The 18486-nt window shown below is 70.2% G+C and carries 15 protein-coding genes; 10 read left to right on the forward strand and 5 right to left on the reverse strand.

Annotated elements, in window-relative coordinates; all coding sequences use genetic code 11:
- Positions 1-88: 88 nt before the first annotated feature.
- Positions 89-1909 (forward strand): glycosyltransferase family 2 protein, encoded by a 1821-nt coding sequence (locus ACFW9O_RS29600; protein WP_384613525.1) that lies wholly within the window; start codon positions 89-91, stop codon positions 1907-1909.
- 6 nt (positions 1910-1915) lie between these two features.
- Here ACFW9O_RS29600 and ACFW9O_RS29605 read toward each other — a convergent pair whose 3' ends face one another.
- Positions 1916-2902, reverse strand: coding sequence for a DUF5937 family protein (locus tag ACFW9O_RS29605; protein WP_384613527.1), 987 nt, complete (start codon positions 2900-2902; stop codon positions 1916-1918).
- Positions 2903-2972: 70 nt separating this feature from the next.
- On the opposite strand from ACFW9O_RS29605, the gene ACFW9O_RS29610 reads away from it, so the two are divergent.
- From ACFW9O_RS29610 to ACFW9O_RS29625, 4 genes are all read left to right on the forward strand, one after another.
- Positions 2973-4343 carry an MFS transporter gene (locus ACFW9O_RS29610; protein WP_384613528.1) on the forward strand — a complete coding sequence of 457 codons (1371 nt, stop codon included), beginning with the start codon at positions 2973-2975 and terminating at the stop codon, positions 4341-4343.
- A 31-nt stretch (positions 4344-4374) separates the two neighbouring features.
- Positions 4375-4884, forward strand: coding sequence for a MarR family transcriptional regulator (locus ACFW9O_RS29615; protein ID WP_351178581.1), 510 nt, complete (start codon positions 4375-4377; stop codon positions 4882-4884).
- A 56-nt stretch (positions 4885-4940) separates the two neighbouring features.
- Entirely contained in the window at positions 4941-5273 is a 333-nt protein-coding gene (locus tag ACFW9O_RS29620; RefSeq protein WP_351178584.1) for a DUF3817 domain-containing protein, read from the forward strand.
- A 106-nt stretch (positions 5274-5379) separates the two neighbouring features.
- On the forward strand, positions 5380-7080 hold the full coding sequence (locus ACFW9O_RS29625) for a methylmalonyl-CoA mutase (protein WP_384613531.1): 1701 nt from the start codon (positions 5380-5382) through the stop codon (positions 7078-7080).
- Positions 7081-7085: 5 nt separating this feature from the next.
- Here ACFW9O_RS29625 and ACFW9O_RS29630 read toward each other — a convergent pair whose 3' ends face one another.
- Entirely contained in the window at positions 7086-7715 is a 630-nt protein-coding gene (locus tag ACFW9O_RS29630; RefSeq protein WP_351178590.1) for a TetR/AcrR family transcriptional regulator, read from the reverse strand.
- A 316-nt stretch (positions 7716-8031) separates the two neighbouring features.
- Here ACFW9O_RS29630 and ACFW9O_RS29635 point away from each other — a divergent pair, with 316 nt between their 5' ends.
- The 4 genes from ACFW9O_RS29635 (at position 8032) to ACFW9O_RS29650 (ending at position 12205) form a co-directional block, all read left to right on the forward strand.
- Entirely contained in the window at positions 8032-9012 is a 981-nt protein-coding gene (locus ACFW9O_RS29635; protein ID WP_351178593.1) for a tetratricopeptide repeat protein, read from the forward strand.
- 598 nt (positions 9013-9610) lie between these two features.
- A complete protein-coding gene (locus ACFW9O_RS29640; RefSeq protein WP_351178596.1) occupies positions 9611-10249 on the forward strand; it encodes a DUF6230 family protein in 639 nt (212 codons plus the stop codon).
- Positions 10250-10347: 98 nt separating this feature from the next.
- Complete coding sequence (locus ACFW9O_RS29645; RefSeq protein WP_351178599.1) at positions 10348-10932, forward strand: DUF6114 domain-containing protein; 585 nt, start codon at positions 10348-10350, stop codon at positions 10930-10932.
- Positions 10922-12205 carry a hypothetical protein gene (locus ACFW9O_RS29650; protein ID WP_384613534.1) on the forward strand — a complete coding sequence of 428 codons (1284 nt, stop codon included), beginning with the start codon at positions 10922-10924 and terminating at the stop codon, positions 12203-12205. The genes ACFW9O_RS29645 and ACFW9O_RS29650 overlap by 11 nt, the downstream gene beginning before the upstream one ends.
- 125 nt (positions 12206-12330) lie before the next feature.
- On the opposite strand, the gene pyk is transcribed toward ACFW9O_RS29650, so the two are convergent.
- From pyk to pta, 3 genes are all read right to left on the reverse strand, one after another.
- Entirely contained in the window at positions 12331-13761 is a 1431-nt protein-coding gene (pyk, locus tag ACFW9O_RS29655; protein ID WP_351168738.1) for a pyruvate kinase, read from the reverse strand.
- Positions 13762-13835: 74 nt separating this feature from the next.
- The gene (locus tag ACFW9O_RS29660) at positions 13836-15056 is read right to left on the reverse strand and encodes an acetate kinase (RefSeq protein WP_384613536.1); all 1221 of its coding nucleotides are present in this window, start codon (positions 15054-15056) and stop codon (positions 13836-13838) included.
- Entirely contained in the window at positions 15053-17134 is a 2082-nt protein-coding gene (gene pta, locus ACFW9O_RS29665) for a phosphate acetyltransferase (RefSeq protein ID WP_384613537.1), read from the reverse strand. The genes ACFW9O_RS29660 and pta overlap by 4 nt, the downstream gene beginning before the upstream one ends.
- 307 nt (positions 17135-17441) lie before the next feature.
- Here pta and ACFW9O_RS29670 point away from each other — a divergent pair, with 307 nt between their 5' ends.
- A complete protein-coding gene (locus ACFW9O_RS29670) occupies positions 17442-18467 on the forward strand; it encodes an ATP-dependent 6-phosphofructokinase (protein WP_351168744.1) in 1026 nt (341 codons plus the stop codon).
- Positions 18468-18486 lie beyond the last annotated feature (19 nt).

Here is an 18486-nt window from a genome sequence, read left to right on the forward strand (position 1 = left end):
CCGAGCCCCCGGCGCCACGCCGGGGGCTCGTCCCGTTCGGGGGACGAAAAACCCCTCACTCGGACCTGCCGGCTCGACACTCCGAGGGATGTCCCCTTCTGTGGGGGTACCAACCCGTTCGACAGTGGGAGGCGTGGTGCCGTCGGAGGGCTATGACTACGCCGGCTACAGCCGGCTCGCGGGTCCGCTCACCGAGCCGGCCGCGACCGGGTACCGGGTGGAGTACCGGAGCCTCCTCCCGGCGGAGAAGCACCGGACGGGAGCAGTCGCCCTGATGGCGCTCGCCCCCGTCCTCACCGCGATCCTCCTGTTCCACCTGCTCCGGCCCACGCACCGGACCGAGCGCGGGAACGGCGGGCCGTGGCCGGTCCCGGCCGACATGGTGGTGCTCGTCCCCATCGGTCTGATCGGACTGCTCCTGCTGGTCGACGTGGTCTCGATCGCGTACGCCACGACGGTGGCCAGGGACCCCGTCCCGGTGATGCCCGAGCCCGGTACGAGGGTGGCCTTCCTCACCACGTACGTCCCCGGCAAGGAGCCCCTCGCCATGGTGCGGGCCACCCTGAAGGGCGCTGTCGCGGTGCGGCACTCCGGGCCGATGGACGTGTGGCTGCTCGACGAGGGCGACGACCCCGGGGCGAGGATGCTCTGCGCGGAGCTGGGGGTCCATCACTTCACCCGCAGCGGTGTGCCCGAATGGAACCGTGCGAAGGGCCCGCACAGGGCGAGGACCAAGCACGGCAACTACAACGCCTGGATCGCCAGGCACGGCGGCGCCTACGACTTCTTCGCCTCCGTCGACACCGACCACGTCCCGCAGCCCCACTTCCTCGAACGGATGCTCGGCTACTTCCGTGACCCGGACACCGCCTTCGTCGTCGGTCCCCAGGTCTACGGGAACTACGAAGCGGCCGTCACCAGGTGGGCCGAGTCCCAGCAGGTCCTGTTCCACGCGCTGATCCAGCGCGCCGGCAACCGCTACGGCGCACCCGTACTCGTCGGCACCAACAACGTCGTACGCGTCGCGGCACTGCGCCAGGTCGGCGGGCTCCACGACTCGATCACCGAGGACCTGGCGACCGGCTTCGAGATCCACCGCCACCGCAACCCGCTGACCGGACGTCACTGGCGCTCCGTCTACACCCCGGACGTGCTGGCCGTCGGTGAGGGGCCCGCTTCCTGGACCGACTTCTTCACCCAGCAGCTGCGCTGGTCGAGGGGGACGTACGAGACGATGCTGAGGCAGTACGGCAGGGCCCTGTTCAGGGTGCCGCCCGGACGGCTCCTCAGCTGCACGCTGCTGTTCGTCCATTACTCCGTCAACGCCGTCACCTGGCTGCTCGGTGTGCTGAGCTGCATGGTGTTCCTCTGGCTCGGATCCCTCGGCACCCAGGTCACCGCCTCGCTCTGGCTGCTGCTGTGCGGCGAGGCCGCGGCACTCCGGATCGGGCTCTACCTGTGGAACCGCCGCCACAACGTCTCCCCGCACGAACCCGAGGGTTCCGGAGGCCTCGCCGGCATGGCGATGTCGGCGCTCTGCGCCCCGGTCCACCTGAAGTCGCTGGGCGCCGCCGTACTGCGTACCGACAGCCGGTTCGTCGTCACCCCCAAGGGCGGTTCCGCCAGCACGGACCGGCTGCGCACCTTCCGGCTGCACCTCGTCTGGGCGGCGCTGCTGCTGGCCTCACTCGTCGCGTCGGTGGTGCTGGACCACACCCCGGCGGTGATGCGGACCTGGGCGGCGCCGGCCCTGGTGATCGCCCTCGCCCCGGTCGCGGTGTGGTCGTTCGGACGGCTGCGGGAGCGCAGGGCGGGCGCGGTCCGGCCCGCCGGTTCGGGGCAGGAGGCGGAACCGGCACTCGTCACCCCCGCCGCGAGCACCCCCGCGGGAGGGAACGGGGCCGGCTGAGCGCGCTCACGGGTCCTGTGCCGTCAGGGCGATGCCGAGCGGCGTGCGTTCGTACAGCACCTGGTGCCCGTACCGCCGTGAGGTGAGCAGTCCCGCCGTGCGCAGCACCGACAGATGCGCCGACACGGACGAGGGCGCGAGCGAGAGGCGGTGCGCCAGGGCGCTGGTCCCGGCGGGTTCGTCCAGCGCGCACAGCACATCGGCGCGGGCCCTGCCGAGCAGCCGGGCGAGTGCTTCGGGAGTCCGCTCGGCCGACTCCGTCCACAGTCCGCCGATGCCGCGCGCCGGGTAGATCACCGCGGGCAGCCACGGCGGCTCGTAGCCGCCGACGACGTCGGGCCACACGAAGACGCTGGGCATGAGGACGAGCCCCTGGCCGCCCAGGACCCGGGTGTGGTTCCCCCGGGTGCCGACCACGGTGAGGGTCGACCCGGACCAGCGCAGCTGCGGGCTGATCCCGCCGAGCAGCCGCTCGAAGCCGACCTCGGCGAGGCGCCGCGAGTGGTAGGCGATGTCCGCTTCGAGCAGGGCCCGCAGCCGGGGCCAGTGCGGTTCGATCAGGACCTGCCAGGCGAGTTCCAGCAGGTCCGCGAGCTCCTGGACCGCCCGTGCGGGGTCTGCCAGCATCCGCCGCCCGGTGGGCGAGTCCAGGCTGCCGGGCCTGTCGGCGAGCGCCCGCGCCATGTCGTCCCTGGCGACGAGCGGATCGACCGCGCGTACGGCGGCGATCTCCTCCTCGAAGGTGGTGAACGGGCCGACCGGCGGCGGGCACACGAAGTCCGGGTTGTGACCGCCCTCGGGCATCAGCCGCCAGAGCGGTTCGAGATCCAGGGCGGCGGCGTCCTCGCGGATCCGGCGCAGCCAGGGCAGGTGGTAACCGTGCCGCCCGGGACGCGACAGCGTGCGTACCGCCTCCTGGGTCTCCCAGAGCGGCGAGAGCGCGAAGCGGCAGCGGAGCAGGTCGCTCTCGTCGAAGTGCAGGTGGAACGGCATGGGCCCCGTCAAGTTTCGGCGTCAGCCGAAAGTCTACGGGCGGGCGGGCCCGGAGGGGCAGGCTGCGCCCATGCCGAGCGACGACCGCAACCAGGCGGGCACACCCCGCACCGTTCCCGCCCCCGATGTGCCGCCCCCGGCCGTACCCCCGGAGCGTGCCGCCCACCCCGGCCAGGGCCCGGCGCCCGCCCTCCGGGAGCAGCCTCCGCCGGCCGGGAAGCCCGCGGGGGGCTACGGTGCCGTGTTCGCCGTACGGGAGTTCCGTGCCGTGTTCGCCGCGCACCTGCTGTCCCTCCTCGGTGTCGTCGTCAGCGAACTCGCACTCACCGTCCTCGTCTACGAACTGACCGGATCGCCCCTTCTCTCCGCGCTCACCTTCGCGCTCGGCTTCCTCCCGTACCTCGTCGGCGGGACGCTCTTCGCCGGGGTCGCCGACCGGTACCCCGCCCGCCGGGTCCTCGTCGCCTGCGACCTGATCTGTGCCGGCTGCGTCGCCGTGATGGTGCTGCCGGGCACCCCTGTCGGAGGGCTCCTCGCGCTGCGCTGCCTCGTGGCCGCCGTGGCGCCCGTCTTCACCGGGACGCGGATGGCGGCCCTCACCGACATCCTCGGCGAGGGCGACCTCTACGTCCTGGGGCGTTCGCTGCTGCGCCTCGTCTCGCAGAGCGCCCTGCTCATCGGCTTCGGAGCGGGCGGGGTGCTGCTCGCGGCGCTGTCCCCGCGCGGGGCGATCACGATCACCGTGGGCACGTTCCTCTGCTCCGCCGCGCTGCTCCGCCTCGGCACCCGCGCCAGGCCCGCCCGCACCGGCGGCGAGGGGGGCGGTGCGCTCATGAGGGACTCGCTCGCCGGCGCCCGTGTCGTCCTCGCCGACCGCAGGATCCGGGCGCTGATGCTCCTCTTCTGGGTGCCCGCGCTCTTCGTGGTCGCTCCGGAGGCGCTCGCCGCCCCGTACGCGGACGCGATCGGTGCCGGACCGGCCGCGCTCGGACTGCTGATGTGCTCCATGGCCGTCGGCCACATCGGCGCCGAGCTGTACACGGGGACCGTCCTCGGCCCCCGGGCGCGCTCGCGGATCGTCCTGCCGGTGGCGGCGGTCGGGCTGCTGCCCCTGGTGATGTTCGCCTTCCGGCCCGGCATGGCGCCGACCGTCGCGGTCCTCGTGCTGGCGGGGGCGGGGGCGGCGTACGTCATCGGGCTCGACCAGTGGTTCGTCGACGCGGTTCCGGAGCACCTGCGGGGCCGGGCGATGACCCTGCTCACCGCCGGTCTGATGACGGTCCAGGGCATCGGCATGGCCCTGGCCGGTCTGGCTGCCGAGTTCTTCCCGGTGCACCAGGTGGTCGCGGCCTCCGGGGCGATCGGCACGGTGTGCACCCTCTTCCTGGTCGCCGAGGTACGTAGAACAGGCGTCCGGTACCGAAGTGCGAGACAGGGCTGACCGGCATGTGACCAGTGGGTAAGGTCGTGCCGTGCCGAAGCCGCTCAGCCTTCCCTTCGATCCCATCGCCCGCGCCGAGGAACTCTGGCACCGGCGCTGGGGGCCGGTGCCCTCCATGGGAGCGATCACCTCGATCATGCGGGCCCAGCAGATCCTGCTCGCCGAGGTCGACGCGGTGGTCAAGCCGTACGGGCTGACCTTCGCCCGCTACGAGGCACTGGTCCTGCTCACCTTCTCCAAGGCCGGTGAGCTGCCCATGTCCAAGATCGGCGAGCGGCTCATGGTGCACCCCACCTCCGTGACCAACACCGTCGACCGGCTGGTGCGGTCCGGTCTGGTCGACAAGCGGCCCAACCCCAACGACGGCCGCGGAACACTCGCCTCCATCACCGGGAAGGGCCGTGAGGTGGTCGAGGCGGCCACGCAGGACCTGATGGCGATGGACTTCGGGCTCGGGGTGTACGACGCCGAGGAGTGCGCCGAGATCTTCGCGATGCTGCGCCCGCTCCGGGTGGCCGCCCAGGACTTCGAGGACCGGTGACCGCGGGGGGCAGGGCGCTGCAAGATCGCCCTGGCCGTCCGGTTACGCTCGATGCCATGAAACGCAGTGTGCTGACCCGCTACCGGGTGATGGCCTATGTCACCGCCGTCATGTTGCTGGTGCTGTGCACCTGCATGGTCTTCAAGTACGGATTCGACACCGGCGAGGGCCTCACCCTCGTGGTCTCGCAGCTCCACGGTGTCCTCTACATCATCTACCTGATCTTCGCCTTCGACCTCGGTTCCAAGGCGAAGTGGTCGATCGGCAAGCTGCTCTGGGTGCTGGTCTCCGGCACCATCCCGACGGCCGCGTTCTTCGTCGAGCGCAAGGTCGTCCAGGAGGTCGAGCCGCTGATCGCGGACGGCTCCGCCCAGGCCGTCAAGGCCTGACCGGTACGCCGGGTCCGCAGCCTCCACGCCCCACCGAACCGCCCCGTGCAAAGCACCGGGCGGTTTGCCATCGACATTTACTAGGACGTCCTAGTAAATTTGAACCATGGACGCTCACGCGATCGAGGAAGGCCGCCTCCGCTGGCAGGCCCGTTACGACAAGGCCCGCAAGCGCGACGCCGACTTCACCACGCTCTCCGGGGATCCGGTGGAGCCTGCGTACGGGCCCCGCCCCGGCGACACGTACGAGGGGTTCGAGCGGATCGGCTGGCCCGGCGAGTACCCGTTCACCCGGGGGCTCCACGCGACCGGGTACCGAGGCCGCACCTGGACCATCCGCCAGTTCGCCGGCTTCGGCAACGCCGAGCAGACCAACGAGCGCTACAAGATGATCCTGGACGCGGGCGGCGGCGGCCTCAGCGTCGCCTTCGACATGCCGACCCTGATGGGACGCGACTCCGACGACCCCCGCGCCCTCGGCGAGGTCGGCCACTGCGGTGTGGCCATCGACTCAGCCGCCGACATGGAGGTCCTCTTCAAGGACATCCCGCTCGGCGACGTCACCACCTCGATGACGATCAGCGGCCCCGCCGTTCCGGTCTTCTGCATGTACCTGGTCGCCGCCGAGCGCCAGGGAGTCGACCCGGGAGTCCTCAACGGGACGCTCCAGACCGACATCTTCAAGGAGTACATCGCGCAGAAGGAGTGGCTCTTCCAGCCCGAGCCCCATCTGCGCCTCATCGGCGACCTGATGGAGCACTGCGCCCGCGACATCCCCGCCTACAAGCCCCTCTCCGTCTCCGGCTACCACATCCGCGAAGCCGGAGCGACGGCCGCGCAGGAGCTCGCCTACACGCTGGCCGACGGCTTCGGCTACGTGGAGCTCGGCCTCTCCCGCGGGCTCGACGTGGACACCTTCGCCCCGGGTCTCTCCTTCTTCTTCGACGCCCACCTCGACTTCTTCGAGGAGATCGCCAAGTTCCGTGCCGCCCGCCGCATCTGGGCCCGCTGGATGAAGGAGACGTACGGAGCGAAGACCGACAAGGCGCAGTGGCTCCGCTTCCACACCCAGACCGCCGGCGTCTCGCTCACCGCCCAGCAGCCGTACAACAACGTCGTACGCACCGCGGTCGAGGCGCTCTCCGCCGTCCTCGGCGGCACCAACTCGCTGCACACCAACGCCCTGGACGAGACCCTCGCGCTTCCCTCCGCGCAGGCCGCCGAGATCGCCCTGCGCACCCAGCAGGTACTGATGGAGGAGACCGGCGTCGCCAACGTGGCCGACCCGCTGGGCGGTTCCTGGTACGTCGAGCAGCTCACCGACCGCATCGAGGCCGAGGCCGAGAAGATCTTCGACCAGATCAGGGAGCGCGGCACCCGTGCCCACCCGGACGGCAAGCACCCGATCGGGCCGATGACTTCGGGCATCCTGCGCGGTATCGAGGACGGCTGGTTCACCGGCGAGATCGCCGAATCGGCCTTCCAGTACCAGCAGTCGCTCGAGAAGGGCGAGAAGCGGGTCGTCGGCGTCAACGTCGCGCTCGGCTCGGTGACCGGCGACCTGGAGATCCTCCGGGTCAGCCACGAGGTCGAGCGTGAGCAGGTGCGCGATCTCGCCGGACGCAAGGAGAGCCGGGACGCGGCCCGGGTCGGCGCCGCGCTGGACGCGATGCTCGCCGCCGCCCGCGACGGCTCGAACATGATCGAGCCGATGCTGGAGGCGGTACGGGCAGAGGCGACCCTGGGCGAGATCTGCGGCGTGCTGCGCGACGAGTGGGGCACCTACACGGAGCCGCCCGGCTTCTGAGGCGCCTACTGGACGGAGGCTGCTCCCAGCCCCGAGAGCAGCAGCAGTGTGAAGCGCCGGGCCCAGTCGGCATCGACGGGCTCGGCGCTCACCAGTGCCCGGTGCACGACCGCACCGGCGATCACGTCGAAGATCAGATCCGCGGTGCGGGCCGCCGCCTCCGCATCCGGCTCGGCGGGCAGTTCGCCGCGCTCCTGCGCGCGCGCCCGGCCCTCCAGGACCAGGCGTTTCTGCCGGTCCACGATGGAGTTCCTGATCCGGTCACGCAGCGCCTCGTCGCGGGTCGACTCCGCGACCACGGCCATCAGCGCCGTCTTCGTCTCCGGCCGCTCCAGCAGCGCCGCGAACTGCAGCACCACGGCCTCCACGTCGGCCGACAGGCTGCCCAGGTCCGGCAGCTCCAGCTCGTCGAAGAGAACCGCGACCGCGTCCACGACCAGCTCGTTCTTCCCGGCCCAGCGGCGGTAGAGGGTCGTCTTGGCGACCCCCGCGCGGGTCGCCACATCACCCATCGTCAGCTTCGACCAGCCGAGGTCGACGAGCGACTCACGGGTCGCCTCCAGGATCGCCTCGTCGGCCGCGGCACTGCGCGGACGTCCCGATCGGGTGGGTTTGGGGTGGCTGCGGCTCAGCATGCGGTGACCATACCGGCCGGTAAGTACCACTGACCGGTCCCGGTGCCCGTGAGACAGATCACCGGCCACTCTTGCCCTGGAGGGGGTCCGGCCAGTTACGCTACGGGTCGTAGCGTAAGGACGATGGTTCATCGGTCCTGCGCCACGACTGATCGACAGCCACAGGTGCCGGGTGGGGATCCGGCACCGAGAACGGGGCTTTTCAGGGCCCCGGAACCGTTTCCGTCCACGCGCCGCGCACACCGGCGTGGCTGTGGACGGAGGCGGTTCACGGATCGCTTTCCGAATCCGTGCGCACAGGGGGGAGGATGTACGTATGCAGCCTAGGAACATGTCCATGAGCGGCGTCGTCGACCTCGCCGCTGTGAAGGCGGCCGGCGAGGCCAAGGCGAAGGCGGAGCAGGCCCGAGCGGAGTCCGCCAGGCAGGGCGGTGGCGGCGGAGTCGCCCCCGCCTCCCTGGTGATCGACGTCGATGAGGCGGGATTCGAGAACGACGTCCTCCAGCGCTCCGCCGAAGTCCCGGTAGTCATCGACTTCTGGGCCGAGTGGTGCGAGCCGTGCAAGCAGCTCGGCCCGCTCCTGGAGCGCCTCGCCACCGAGTACAACGGCCGCTTCGTGCTGGCCAAGGTCGACGTCGACGCCAATCAGATGCTGATGCAGCAGTTCGGGATCCAGGGCATTCCCGCGGTCTTCGCCGTGGTGGCCGGGCAGGCACTCCCGCTCTTCCAGGGCGCGGCCCCCGAGAGCCAGATCCGCCAGACGCTGGACCAGCTGATCCAGGTGGCCGAGGAGCGGTTCGGCCTCACCGGGATCGTGGTCGACCCGGACGGAGCGGTGGACGCGGAGGAGGACGGTGTCCCGGCCGATGTGCCCGCGGGGCCGTACGACGCGCTCCTGGAGGCCGCCGCGCAAGCGTTGGACGCCAATGACTTCAGCGGTGCCGTCCAGGCGTACAAGAACGTGCTCGCCGACGACCCGGCCAACACCGAGGCCAAACTCGGCCTCGCCCAGGCCGAACTGCTCGGCAGGGTCGCCGACCTGGATCCGCAGCAGGTCCGCAAGGACGCCGCGGACAACCCGGCCGACCCGGCGGCCCAGCTGGCCGCCGCGGACCTGGATCTCGTCGGTGGCCATGTCGAGGACGCCTTCGGTCGCCTCGTCGAGACCGTCCGCCGCAATTTCGGTGACGACCGGGACATGGTGAGGGTGCGTCTTCTGGAGCTTTTCGAGGTGATCGGCCCGGACGATCCCAGGGTCGTCGCCGCGCGAACGGCCCTTGCGCGCGTCTTGTTCTGATGTGACAACACGGTCGTGGTGCCCAGGGGGCGCCACGGCCGTTTTCGCGGGCGAACGCCGACATACGCCTTCGCTTTACCAAATCTTGATAAAACTGCGCGCTGTTACTCGTAGTAAATCGCGCCCTGGGATCTGTCCGCTTTAGGACCCCAATCACACCGTTCGCACGCCCCTTTGGTGCCACCCTGTGTGGCCGGACGGTACCCCCCTGTCGCACCCTGGTTATCGGGTCGTTACTAGCGAGTAACGACCCCCCTTGTGTCGCGGCCGCGAATGCACCACGATCGGCCACGCTCGGTCCAATAACCGCCAGCCCGACGGCCAGTCGGCGTCGGCGGTCAGTTGGGTCCCCACCGGGTGGTCGGCGGCAGTGGCGCCGATCGCGGACAGGGGGGTTCCTGCCTTCGGCAGGGCCTGTCCGAACCGGTTGCGCAGACGCGTGACCAGTGGTTGTCGCTCGGGGGTGATCGCCGGTGATTCGGATGCGGTACGCGCCTCCGGTCCGGGCGCTCTCCTTCCCGAGGACGTAGCACTTCTCCCATCCCAGGACGGGCACGATGCCCGTACCGGAGATGTACGTCCGAGAAGGAGGAAATTTATGAGTTCCCAAGTTCGCGGTGGCACCAGATGGAAGCGTTTCGCTCTGGTCATGGTGCCGAGCGTTCTCGCGACCGCCGCGGTGGGCGTCGGGCTTGCGCAGGGTGCGCTCGCCGCGTCGTTCAGCGTGTCGGGCCAGTCGTTCAAGGTGTCGGCCGACTACCTGGACGGCCACGGCTTCTCCCAGTACGGCGGCATAGACACCGGCTACGCGGAGATGAAGGGTGACAAGAAGACTCTGCACCCGGTCGCGATCTCGTCGTTCAAGACGGCTGAGATCACGAACATGTGCCAGTCGGTCGTCACGCCGAACATCCCGCTGCTGGGTTCGGTCAGCCTTCAGCTGAAGGCCGGTGGCGGCAAGACGCCGGTTTCGGCCGAGAACCTGTACATCGACGTCGCGGACCTGTCGGCCGATGCCGAGTTCACCAACATCGACATCGGTGTTGCGGCGAAGGACGCCACCAAGGGTCCGGCCATCAAGTCCGGCGAGAACGTCGCCGAGAACGGTTTCGCCCAGCAGGCGGAGCGGGCACAGCTGCGGAACGTGAAGCAGACGGCGTGGGCGACCACGGCCGGAACCTTCAAGCTCAGCGGCCTGAGCATGAAGCTCTACAACGGCGTCAAGGAGTGCTACTAAGCACTCCGCCCGGACGGGCGGGGCGGCGGCCACGCCGGCCCGCCCGTCCGACTCCCTCTTCTTCTCACAGCACGACCGGTTCCAGGGAGCTGTTTTCCATGAGCGCCGAGACCACAGGCACCCGCGACTTCGCCTACTGGCGGCTGCGGTTCCGTGACTGGCGGCACACCCGGCCTTTCTGGGCGGGCCTCCTGACCGCGCTCGGTGGCGGTCCGATCGCGTACTTCCCGTACGCGAATCTCAAGATCGGCCATCTGACGCTGGCCATGGCGACCACGGCGGGCGCGGGCTCACTGATCATCGGTGTCCTGCTGATCACGCTCGGTCTGACCATGTGGTACCACCACATCGTCCGGGTGTTCGCCGGTGTGGCCTCGATCCTGCTGGCGCTGGTCTCCATACCGGTGTCCAACCTCGGCGGCTTCCTGATCGGGTTCCTGCTGTCCATGATCGGCGGCTGCCTCGCCCTTTCCTGGGCTCCGGGCACACCGGACGCCGAGCGGGCAACGGCCAAGCACGCCGCCGTGTACGCACCGCAGGAGCCGCAGAACGAGTCGCAGTACGGCGCCGATCCGGCGCAGGCGGCCGAGCCGTCGCACGGTGCCGACGCATCCGAATCGTGGAGCGACGGCAGCACGAACGGACACGTTGACGCCAACGGCGGGAGGAACAGTGCGGGGTGACGAGACGCAGCCGGACTCGACCGGGGAGGACACCCGGGTGAGAAGCGGGCCGCGCCACGCGGCCCCCAGGAAGTCGCTGCTGACGAAGCTGCACATGCCCGCGGGGAAGAAGGCCTTCGCGCTCGCCGCGATGCCCACGGCGGTCTTCGTGGGCATGGGGCTCACCCCCAAGCTCGCCCTGGCCGACGACAACGGGGACATACCCTTCGCCCCCGGTCCCTGTGTGACGCGCTCCGACGAACCGAGCGAGTCGCAGGAGCCCGAGGCCAAGCCGACCCCGAGCGCCACGTCCACCGGCGAAGCCGCCGACAAGGACGAGGAGCAGGGCAAGGACGAGGAGCAGGGCAAGGAGAAGACCACCGCGCCCGAGCCCTCGGCGAGCGCGAGTGCTCCCGCGGCGGACGGCACGGCCGACAACAAGGCCCAGGCGGCGCCCACTCCCACGCCCACCGAGTCGAAGAACCCTCTCGACCCGCTGGGTGTCGGTGACGCGCTCAAGGACCTCCTCGACGGACCGGACAAGGAGACGGCCAGTCCGTCCCCCAGCGCCACCACAGAGGCTCCGAAGCCCACGGAGAGCGCCACCACCAAGCCCGTCGAGGAGGCCACCGAGCCCGTCGAGGAGGCTGCGGACGCGGCGAAGGACACGGTCGACGAGACCGCCGACGCCATCCGTGACGCCGCCGACAAGGCGGGCAAGGACGTCGAGGAGCTCGAGGACGAGGCCAAGGGCCTCGACCCGGTGAAGGACGAGGACATCCCGGACGGCGCCAAGGAGCGCTTCCCGTGCCCGACCGCCGATCCCGAGGCGCTCGCCGCGGCCGACCTGGAGCAGGGCATCCCGCTGCTCCCGAACGACCCGTGGATCCTCGAGTCGTCCAGGCTCACGCTCAACGGGCTGGACTACAAGGGCATCGTCGAGGTGAGGAAGGGTGACGGCAGCACGAAGAAGGTGCTGAAGTTCACCGCGAGCTCCATCGACATCAAGGACCTTCACCAGCTCACGAAGGGCCCTGGCGGTACCACCGGTCACGTCGAGGCGCGGAGCGGCTCCACGTCCACGATCCGCAACGGCACGGTGACGATGTACACGGAGGAGCTGAAGGGCAACCTCTTCGGCCTCATCCCGATCACCTTCAGCCCGGAGACCCCGCCGCCGCTGAACGTACCGTTCGCGTTCTTCACGGACGTGAAGGTGACCCAGGCAGGACAGTTCGGCGGCACTCTCTCGGTCCCCGGACTGCACAACTACTTCACCGGCGGCATCAGCTAGCCGGTGATCCGGATCCGTCCGGGAGCCGCAACAACGACTGCGGGCCGCGCCTCTTCAGGAGGCGCGGCCCGCAGTCGTCGTCCGGACGGCCGGCGGTCGGCGACAAGGCGCGGACCGCCGGTGCGTCAGTCGCGCTTCTCGCCGCCCAGGTGGTGGACCCGGACCATGTTCGTGGTCCCGGGGACACCGGGGGGCGAGCCGGCGGTCATGACCATGATGTCGCCCGTGTTGTAGCGGTTCAGCTTCAGGAGCTCCTCGTCGACCAGGTCGACCATCGCGTCCGTGTTGGCCACGTGCGGCACCACGTGGGCCTCGACGCCCCAGCTCAGGGCGAGCTGGCTGCGGGTGGACTCGTCCGTGGTGAAGGCGAGGATCGGCTGGGTCGTGCGGTAGCGGGAGAGCCGGCGGGCGGTGTCACCGGACTTGGTGAAGGCGACCAGTGCCTTGCCGTCCAGGAAGTCCGCGATCTCGCAGGCCGCACGCGCGACCGAACCACCCTGGGTACGGGGCTTCTTGCCCGGCACCAGCGGCTGGAGGCCCTTGGACAGGAGCTCCTCCTCGGCGGCGACGACGATCTTCGACATCGTCTTGACGGTCTCGATCGGGTACGCGCCGACGGACGACTCCGCGGACAGCATGACCGCGTCCGCGCCGTCCAGGATCGCGTTGGCGACGTCGGACGCCTCGGCGCGGGTCGGCCGGGAGTTGGTGATCATCGACTCCATCATCTGGGTCGCCACGATCACCGGCTTGGCGTTGCGGCGGCACAGCTCGATGAGGCGCTTCTGCACCATCGGGACCTTCTCGAGCGGATACTCGACGGCCAGGTCGCCACGGGCCACCATCACACCGTCGAAGGCGGCGACGACGCCCTCCATGTGCTCGACGGCCTGCGGCTTCTCGACCTTGGCGATGACGGGGACCCGGCGACCCTCCTCGTCCATCACCTTGTGCACGTCCTTGACGTCCTCGGCGTCCCGCACGAAGGACAGGGCGACCAGGTCGCAGCCCATCCGCAGCGCGAACCGCAGGTCCTCGACGTCCTTCCCGGAGAGCGCGGGGACGTTCACCGCCGCGCCGGGCAGGTTGATGCCCTTGTGGTCGGAGATGACACCGCCCTCGATGACGATGGTGGTGACGCGCGGGCCGTCGACCGAGATGACCTTGAGCTCGACGTTGCCGTCGTTGATCAGGATCGGGTCGCCCTTGGTGACGTCGCCGGGCAGACCCTTGTAGGTCGTACCGCAGATCGACTTGTCGCCGGCCACGTCCTCCGAGGTGATGACGAACTCGTCCCCGCGGACCAGCTCGACGGGGCCCTCGGCGAACTTCGCCAGGCGGATTTTCGGGCCCTGCAGGTCGGCGAGCACGCCGACCGCGCGGCCGGTCTCGGCGGCGGCCTTGCGGACCCGGTCGTAACGGCCTTGGTGCTCCTCGTGGGTACCGTGACTGAAGTTGAAACGGGCCACGCTCATGCCGGCCTCGATCAGAGCGACGAGCTGCTCATGCGAGTCGACGGCGGGACCGAGGGTGCAGACGATTTTGGAACGGCGCATGAGGCGGATCCTATCGGTTTGTTTCGCTGCGGAATATTCCGTCTGGTGGAAGATACAAAGGGGCGCGGGCCCGCTCAGTTGTGGACCAGTGCGAAGGTCTGGCCGGCGATCTCCAACTCTTCGTCCGTCGGCACCACGGCGACCGCCACCCGTGCGTCGACGGGGGAGATCAGTCGCGGTTCACCGGACCGTACGGCGTTGAGATCCGCGTCCACCGCCAGGCCGAACCCCTCCAGTCCCGCGATCGCAGCCTCCCGTACGGGAGCGGCGTTCTCCCCGACCCCCGCCGTGAACACCACGGCATCCACCCGGCCGAGGACCGCCGAATAGGCGCCGATGTACTTCTTCAGCCGGTGGATGTAGATGTCGAACGCGAGCGTGGCACGCTCGTCGCCCTCGTCCACCCGGCGCCGGATCTCCCGCATGTCGTTGTCGCCGCAGAGGCCGACCAGACCGCTCTTCTTGTTCAGCAGGACATCGATCTCGTCCACCGACATCCCCGCGACCCTCTTGAGGTGGAAGGTGACGGCCGGATCGATGTCTCCCGAACGCGTACCCATCACCAGCCCCTCCAAGGGGGTCAGCCCCATGGACGTCTCCACGCACCGGCCGCCGGCGACCGCGGAGGCCGAGGCGCCGTTGCCCAGATGCAGCACGATCACGTTCACGTCGGCCACCGGCCGGCCCAGCAGCTCGGCCGTCCTGCGCGAGACGTACGCGTGGGAGGTGCCGTGGAAGCCGTAGCGGCGGATGCGGTGCGCGTCGGCCGTCTCCACGTCGATCGCGTACCGCGCCGCGTGCTCCGGCATCGTCGTGTGGAACGCCGTGTCGAAGACGGCGACCTGCGGCAGGTCCGGGCGCAGTGCCCGTGCCGTACGGATTCCGGTGATGTTCGCGGGGTTGTGCAGGGGGGCCACCGGGACGAGCCGTTCGATCTCGGCCAGTACCTCGTCGGTGATCACGGTGGGCTCGCTGAACTTCAGCCCGCCGTGCACCACCCGGTGGCCGATGGCCACGAGTTCGGGGGAGTCCAGGCCGAGCCCGTCGGCCGCCAGCTCCTCGGCCGCGGCCTTCAGGGCCTGCTCGTGGTCGGCGATCCTTCCGGTGCGCTCACGGGGTTCGCCGCCGGAGGGGGTGTGCACCAGCCGGGAGGTCTCCTCCCCGATCCGCTCGACCAGGCCGGTCGCCAGCCGCACCCGCTCGCGCATGTCCAGGAGCTGGTACTTGACCGACGAGGAGCCCGAGTTGAGGACGAGCACGCGGCCCGCCCCGCCGGTGGTTCGGTCGGTGGTCATCGGGTCCGCTCCTCGCCCTGCGCCTGGATCGCCGTGATGGCCACGGTATTGACGATGTCCTGCACGAGGGCGCCGCGCGACAGGTCGTTGACCGGCTTGCGCAGCCCCTGCAGGACCGGGCCGACCGCGACGGCCCCGGCCGAGCGCTGGACGGCCTTGTAGGTGTTGTTGCCGGTGTTGAGGTCCGGGAAGATCAGTACGGTCGCCCGCCCCGCCACCTCGGACGCCGGCAGCTTGGTCGCCGCGACGGACGGCTCGACCGCCGCGTCGTACTGGATGGGGCCCTCGATCCTCAGGCCGGGGTGCGAGGCGCGCACCCGCTCGGTGGCCTCCCGCACCTTGTCGACGTCGGCGCCGCTGCCCGAGGTGCCCGTCGAGTACGACAGCATCGCGATCCGGGGGTCCACACCGAAGCGTGCCGCGGTGACCGACGACTGCACCGCGATGTCCGCGAGCTGCTCCGCGTCCGGGTCCGGATTGACGGCGCAGTCGCCGTACACCAGGACCCTGTCGGCGAGGCACATGAAGAAGACCGAGGAGACGATCGAGGCGTCCGGCTTGGTCTTGATGATCTCGAAGGCGGGGCGGATGGTCGCCGCGGTGGAGTGCACCGAGCCGGAGACCATGCCGTCGGCCAGACCCTCCTGGACCATCAGGGTGCCGAAGTAGTTGACGTCCGCGACGACGTCGTGGGCGAGCTCCACCGTCACGCCGCGGTGCGCGCGCAGCAGCGCGTACTGCTCGGCGAAGCTCTGGCGCAGCTCGGAGGTCTGCGGGTCGATGAGCTGGGTCCCGGCGAGATCGATGCCGAGGTCGGCGGCCTTCTTGCGGATGACGTCCACGTCGCCGAGGAGCGTCAGATCGCAGACGTCCCGGCGCAGCAGCACATCGGCCGCACGCAGGACGCGCTCCTCCGTGCCCTCGGGCAGGACGACCCGGCGCCGGTTCGAGCGGGCCTGTTCCAGCAGCTCGTGCTCGAACATCATCGGGGTGACCCGGCCGCTGCGGGACACGGAGATCCCCTCCAGCAGGGCGCCGGTGTCCACGTGGCGCTCGAAGAGACCGAGTGCGGTCTCCGCCTTGCGGGGCGTCGCCGCGTTCAACTTTCCTTCCAGCGAGAAGAGTTCGGCCGCCGTGGGGAAGGATCCACCGGTCACCGCGATGACCGGGGTGCCGGGTGCGAGGCGGGCGGCCAGCCTGAGTATCTCCTCGCCGGGACGCTCGTCCAGGGTCAGCAGGAGGCCCGCGATGGGCGGGGTGCCCGCGCTGTGCGCGGCGAGCGCGCCGATGACCAGGTCCGCGCGGTCGCCGGGGGTGACGACCATGCAGCCCGGGGTCAGTGCCTTGAGGAGGTTCGGCAGCATCGCGCCGCCGAAGACGAAGTTCAGCGCGTCCCTGGCGAGGCCCGAGTCGTCGCCGAGCAGAACCGTTCCGTCCAGCGCCGCGGTGATCTGGGCGACGGTCGGCGCGGAGAGCGCCGGGTCGTCGGGCAGGACCGAGCAGGGGACCGGCAGCGTCGCCGCGAGCCGCTCGGCGATGGCGGCCCGGTCCTCGGACGCCACCCGGTTCACGATCATCGCCAGGACGTCGCAGCCCAGACCGGCGTACGCACGGTAGGCGTTGCGCGTCTCCGCCCGTACCGACGCGGCGTCCTGGCCCCCGCCGCCGACCACAGCGATCACCGAGGCACCGAACTCGTTGGCGAGCCGGGCGTTGAGCGCGAGCTCGTCCGGGAGCTGGGTGGCGGCGAAGTCGCTGCCGAGGACCAGCACCACCTCGTAGTCGCGTGACACCCGGTGGAAGCGCTCGACGAGCCGGGAGACCAGCTCGTCGGTACCCTGCTCCGCCTGGATGGCGGACGCCTCGTGGTAGTCCAGCCCGTAGACGGTCTCCGGGCTCTGCGAGAGCCGGTAGCGGGCCCGCAGCAGCTCGAACAGCCGGTCGGGTCCGTCATGGACCAGCGGACGGAACACCCCGACCCGGTCCACCTGACGCGTCAGTAGCTCCATGACTCCCAGATCGACGACCTGTCGGCCGTCTCCCCGGTCGATCCCGGTCACGTACACGCTGCGCGCCACGCGTGCTCTCCCGTCCTGGCTGGCTGGCATTGCCCTCTTGACGATACCTACCGAGACGGGTAAATCGCCCGCCGGGCGGCACCCGCGCACGGCCGTCGCCGGCCCCTGCCGGACCCGCCCACGACCCGTGCCGCACCGCACCGGAGCGGTCGCAGGCGTGAGACCGAGCGGTCCCCGGCGTGAGACCGGAGCAGTCGGAAGCGCGAGTGCCGGACCGGGCGTGGGACAATCGTCGTGGCTCACGGTACGGGGGTTTGTCGAGCGGCCCCCGAAATGCATGGCCCCAGCGAGCAGGAGACAGAGCACGATGCGCATCGGAATTCTCACCGCAGGCGGAGACTGCCCAGGCCTCAACGCCGTGATCAGGTCGGTCGTGCACCGTGCCGTCGTGGGTCACGGCGATGAAGTCATCGGGTTCGAGGACGGGTTCAAGGGCCTGCTCGACGGGCACTACCGGCCCCTCGACCTCAACGCGGTGAGCGGCATCCTGGCACGCGGCGGCACGATCCTCGGCTCCGCCCGGCTGGAGCGCGACCGGCTGCGCGAGGCCGCCGAGAACTGTGAGGAGCTGTCCCGCCGTTACGGCATCGACGCCCTCATCCCGATCGGCGGCGAGGGCACACTCACCGCCGCCCGGATGCTCTCGGACGCCGGAATGCCCGTCGTGGGCGTCCCGAAGACGATCGACAACGACATCTCCGCCACCGACCGGACCTTCGGCTTCGACACGGCCGTGGGGGTCGCCACCGAGGCCATAGACCGCCTCAAGACGACCGCCGAGTCGCACCAGCGGGTCATGGTCGTCGAGGTGATGGGCCGCCACGCGGGCTGGATCGCGCTGGAGTCCGGAATGGCCGGCGGTGCCCACGGGATCTGCCTCCCGGAGCGGCCCTTCCAGGTCGAGGACCTCGTCAAGATGGTCGAGGAGCGCTTCTCGCGCGGCAAGAAGTTCGCCGTCATCTGCGTCGCCGAGGGCGCGCACCCGGCCGAGGGCTCCATGGCGTACGCCAAGGGCGAGATCGACCAGTTCGGCCACGAGCGCTTCCAGGGCATCGGCAACCGCCTCGCCGTCGAGCTGGAGAGGCGGCTCGGCAAGGAGGCCCGGCCGGTCATTCTCGGCCATGTGCAGCGCGGCGGCACGCCGACTGCGTACGACCGGGTGCTCGCGACCCGCTTCGGGTGGAACGCGGTGGAGGCCGTCCACCGCGGCGATTTCGGCCGGATGACGGCCCTGCGCGGCTCCGACATCGCCATGGTGCCGCTCGCCGACGCCGTCACCCGCCTGAAGACCGTGCCCAGTGACCGCATGTACGAGGCCGAGTCGGTCTTCTGACCGGAACGGGGCCGGTCCT

The organism is Streptomyces sp. NPDC059499 (assembly GCF_042749285.1).
GTDB lineage: Bacteria > Actinomycetota > Actinomycetes > Streptomycetales > Streptomycetaceae > Streptomyces.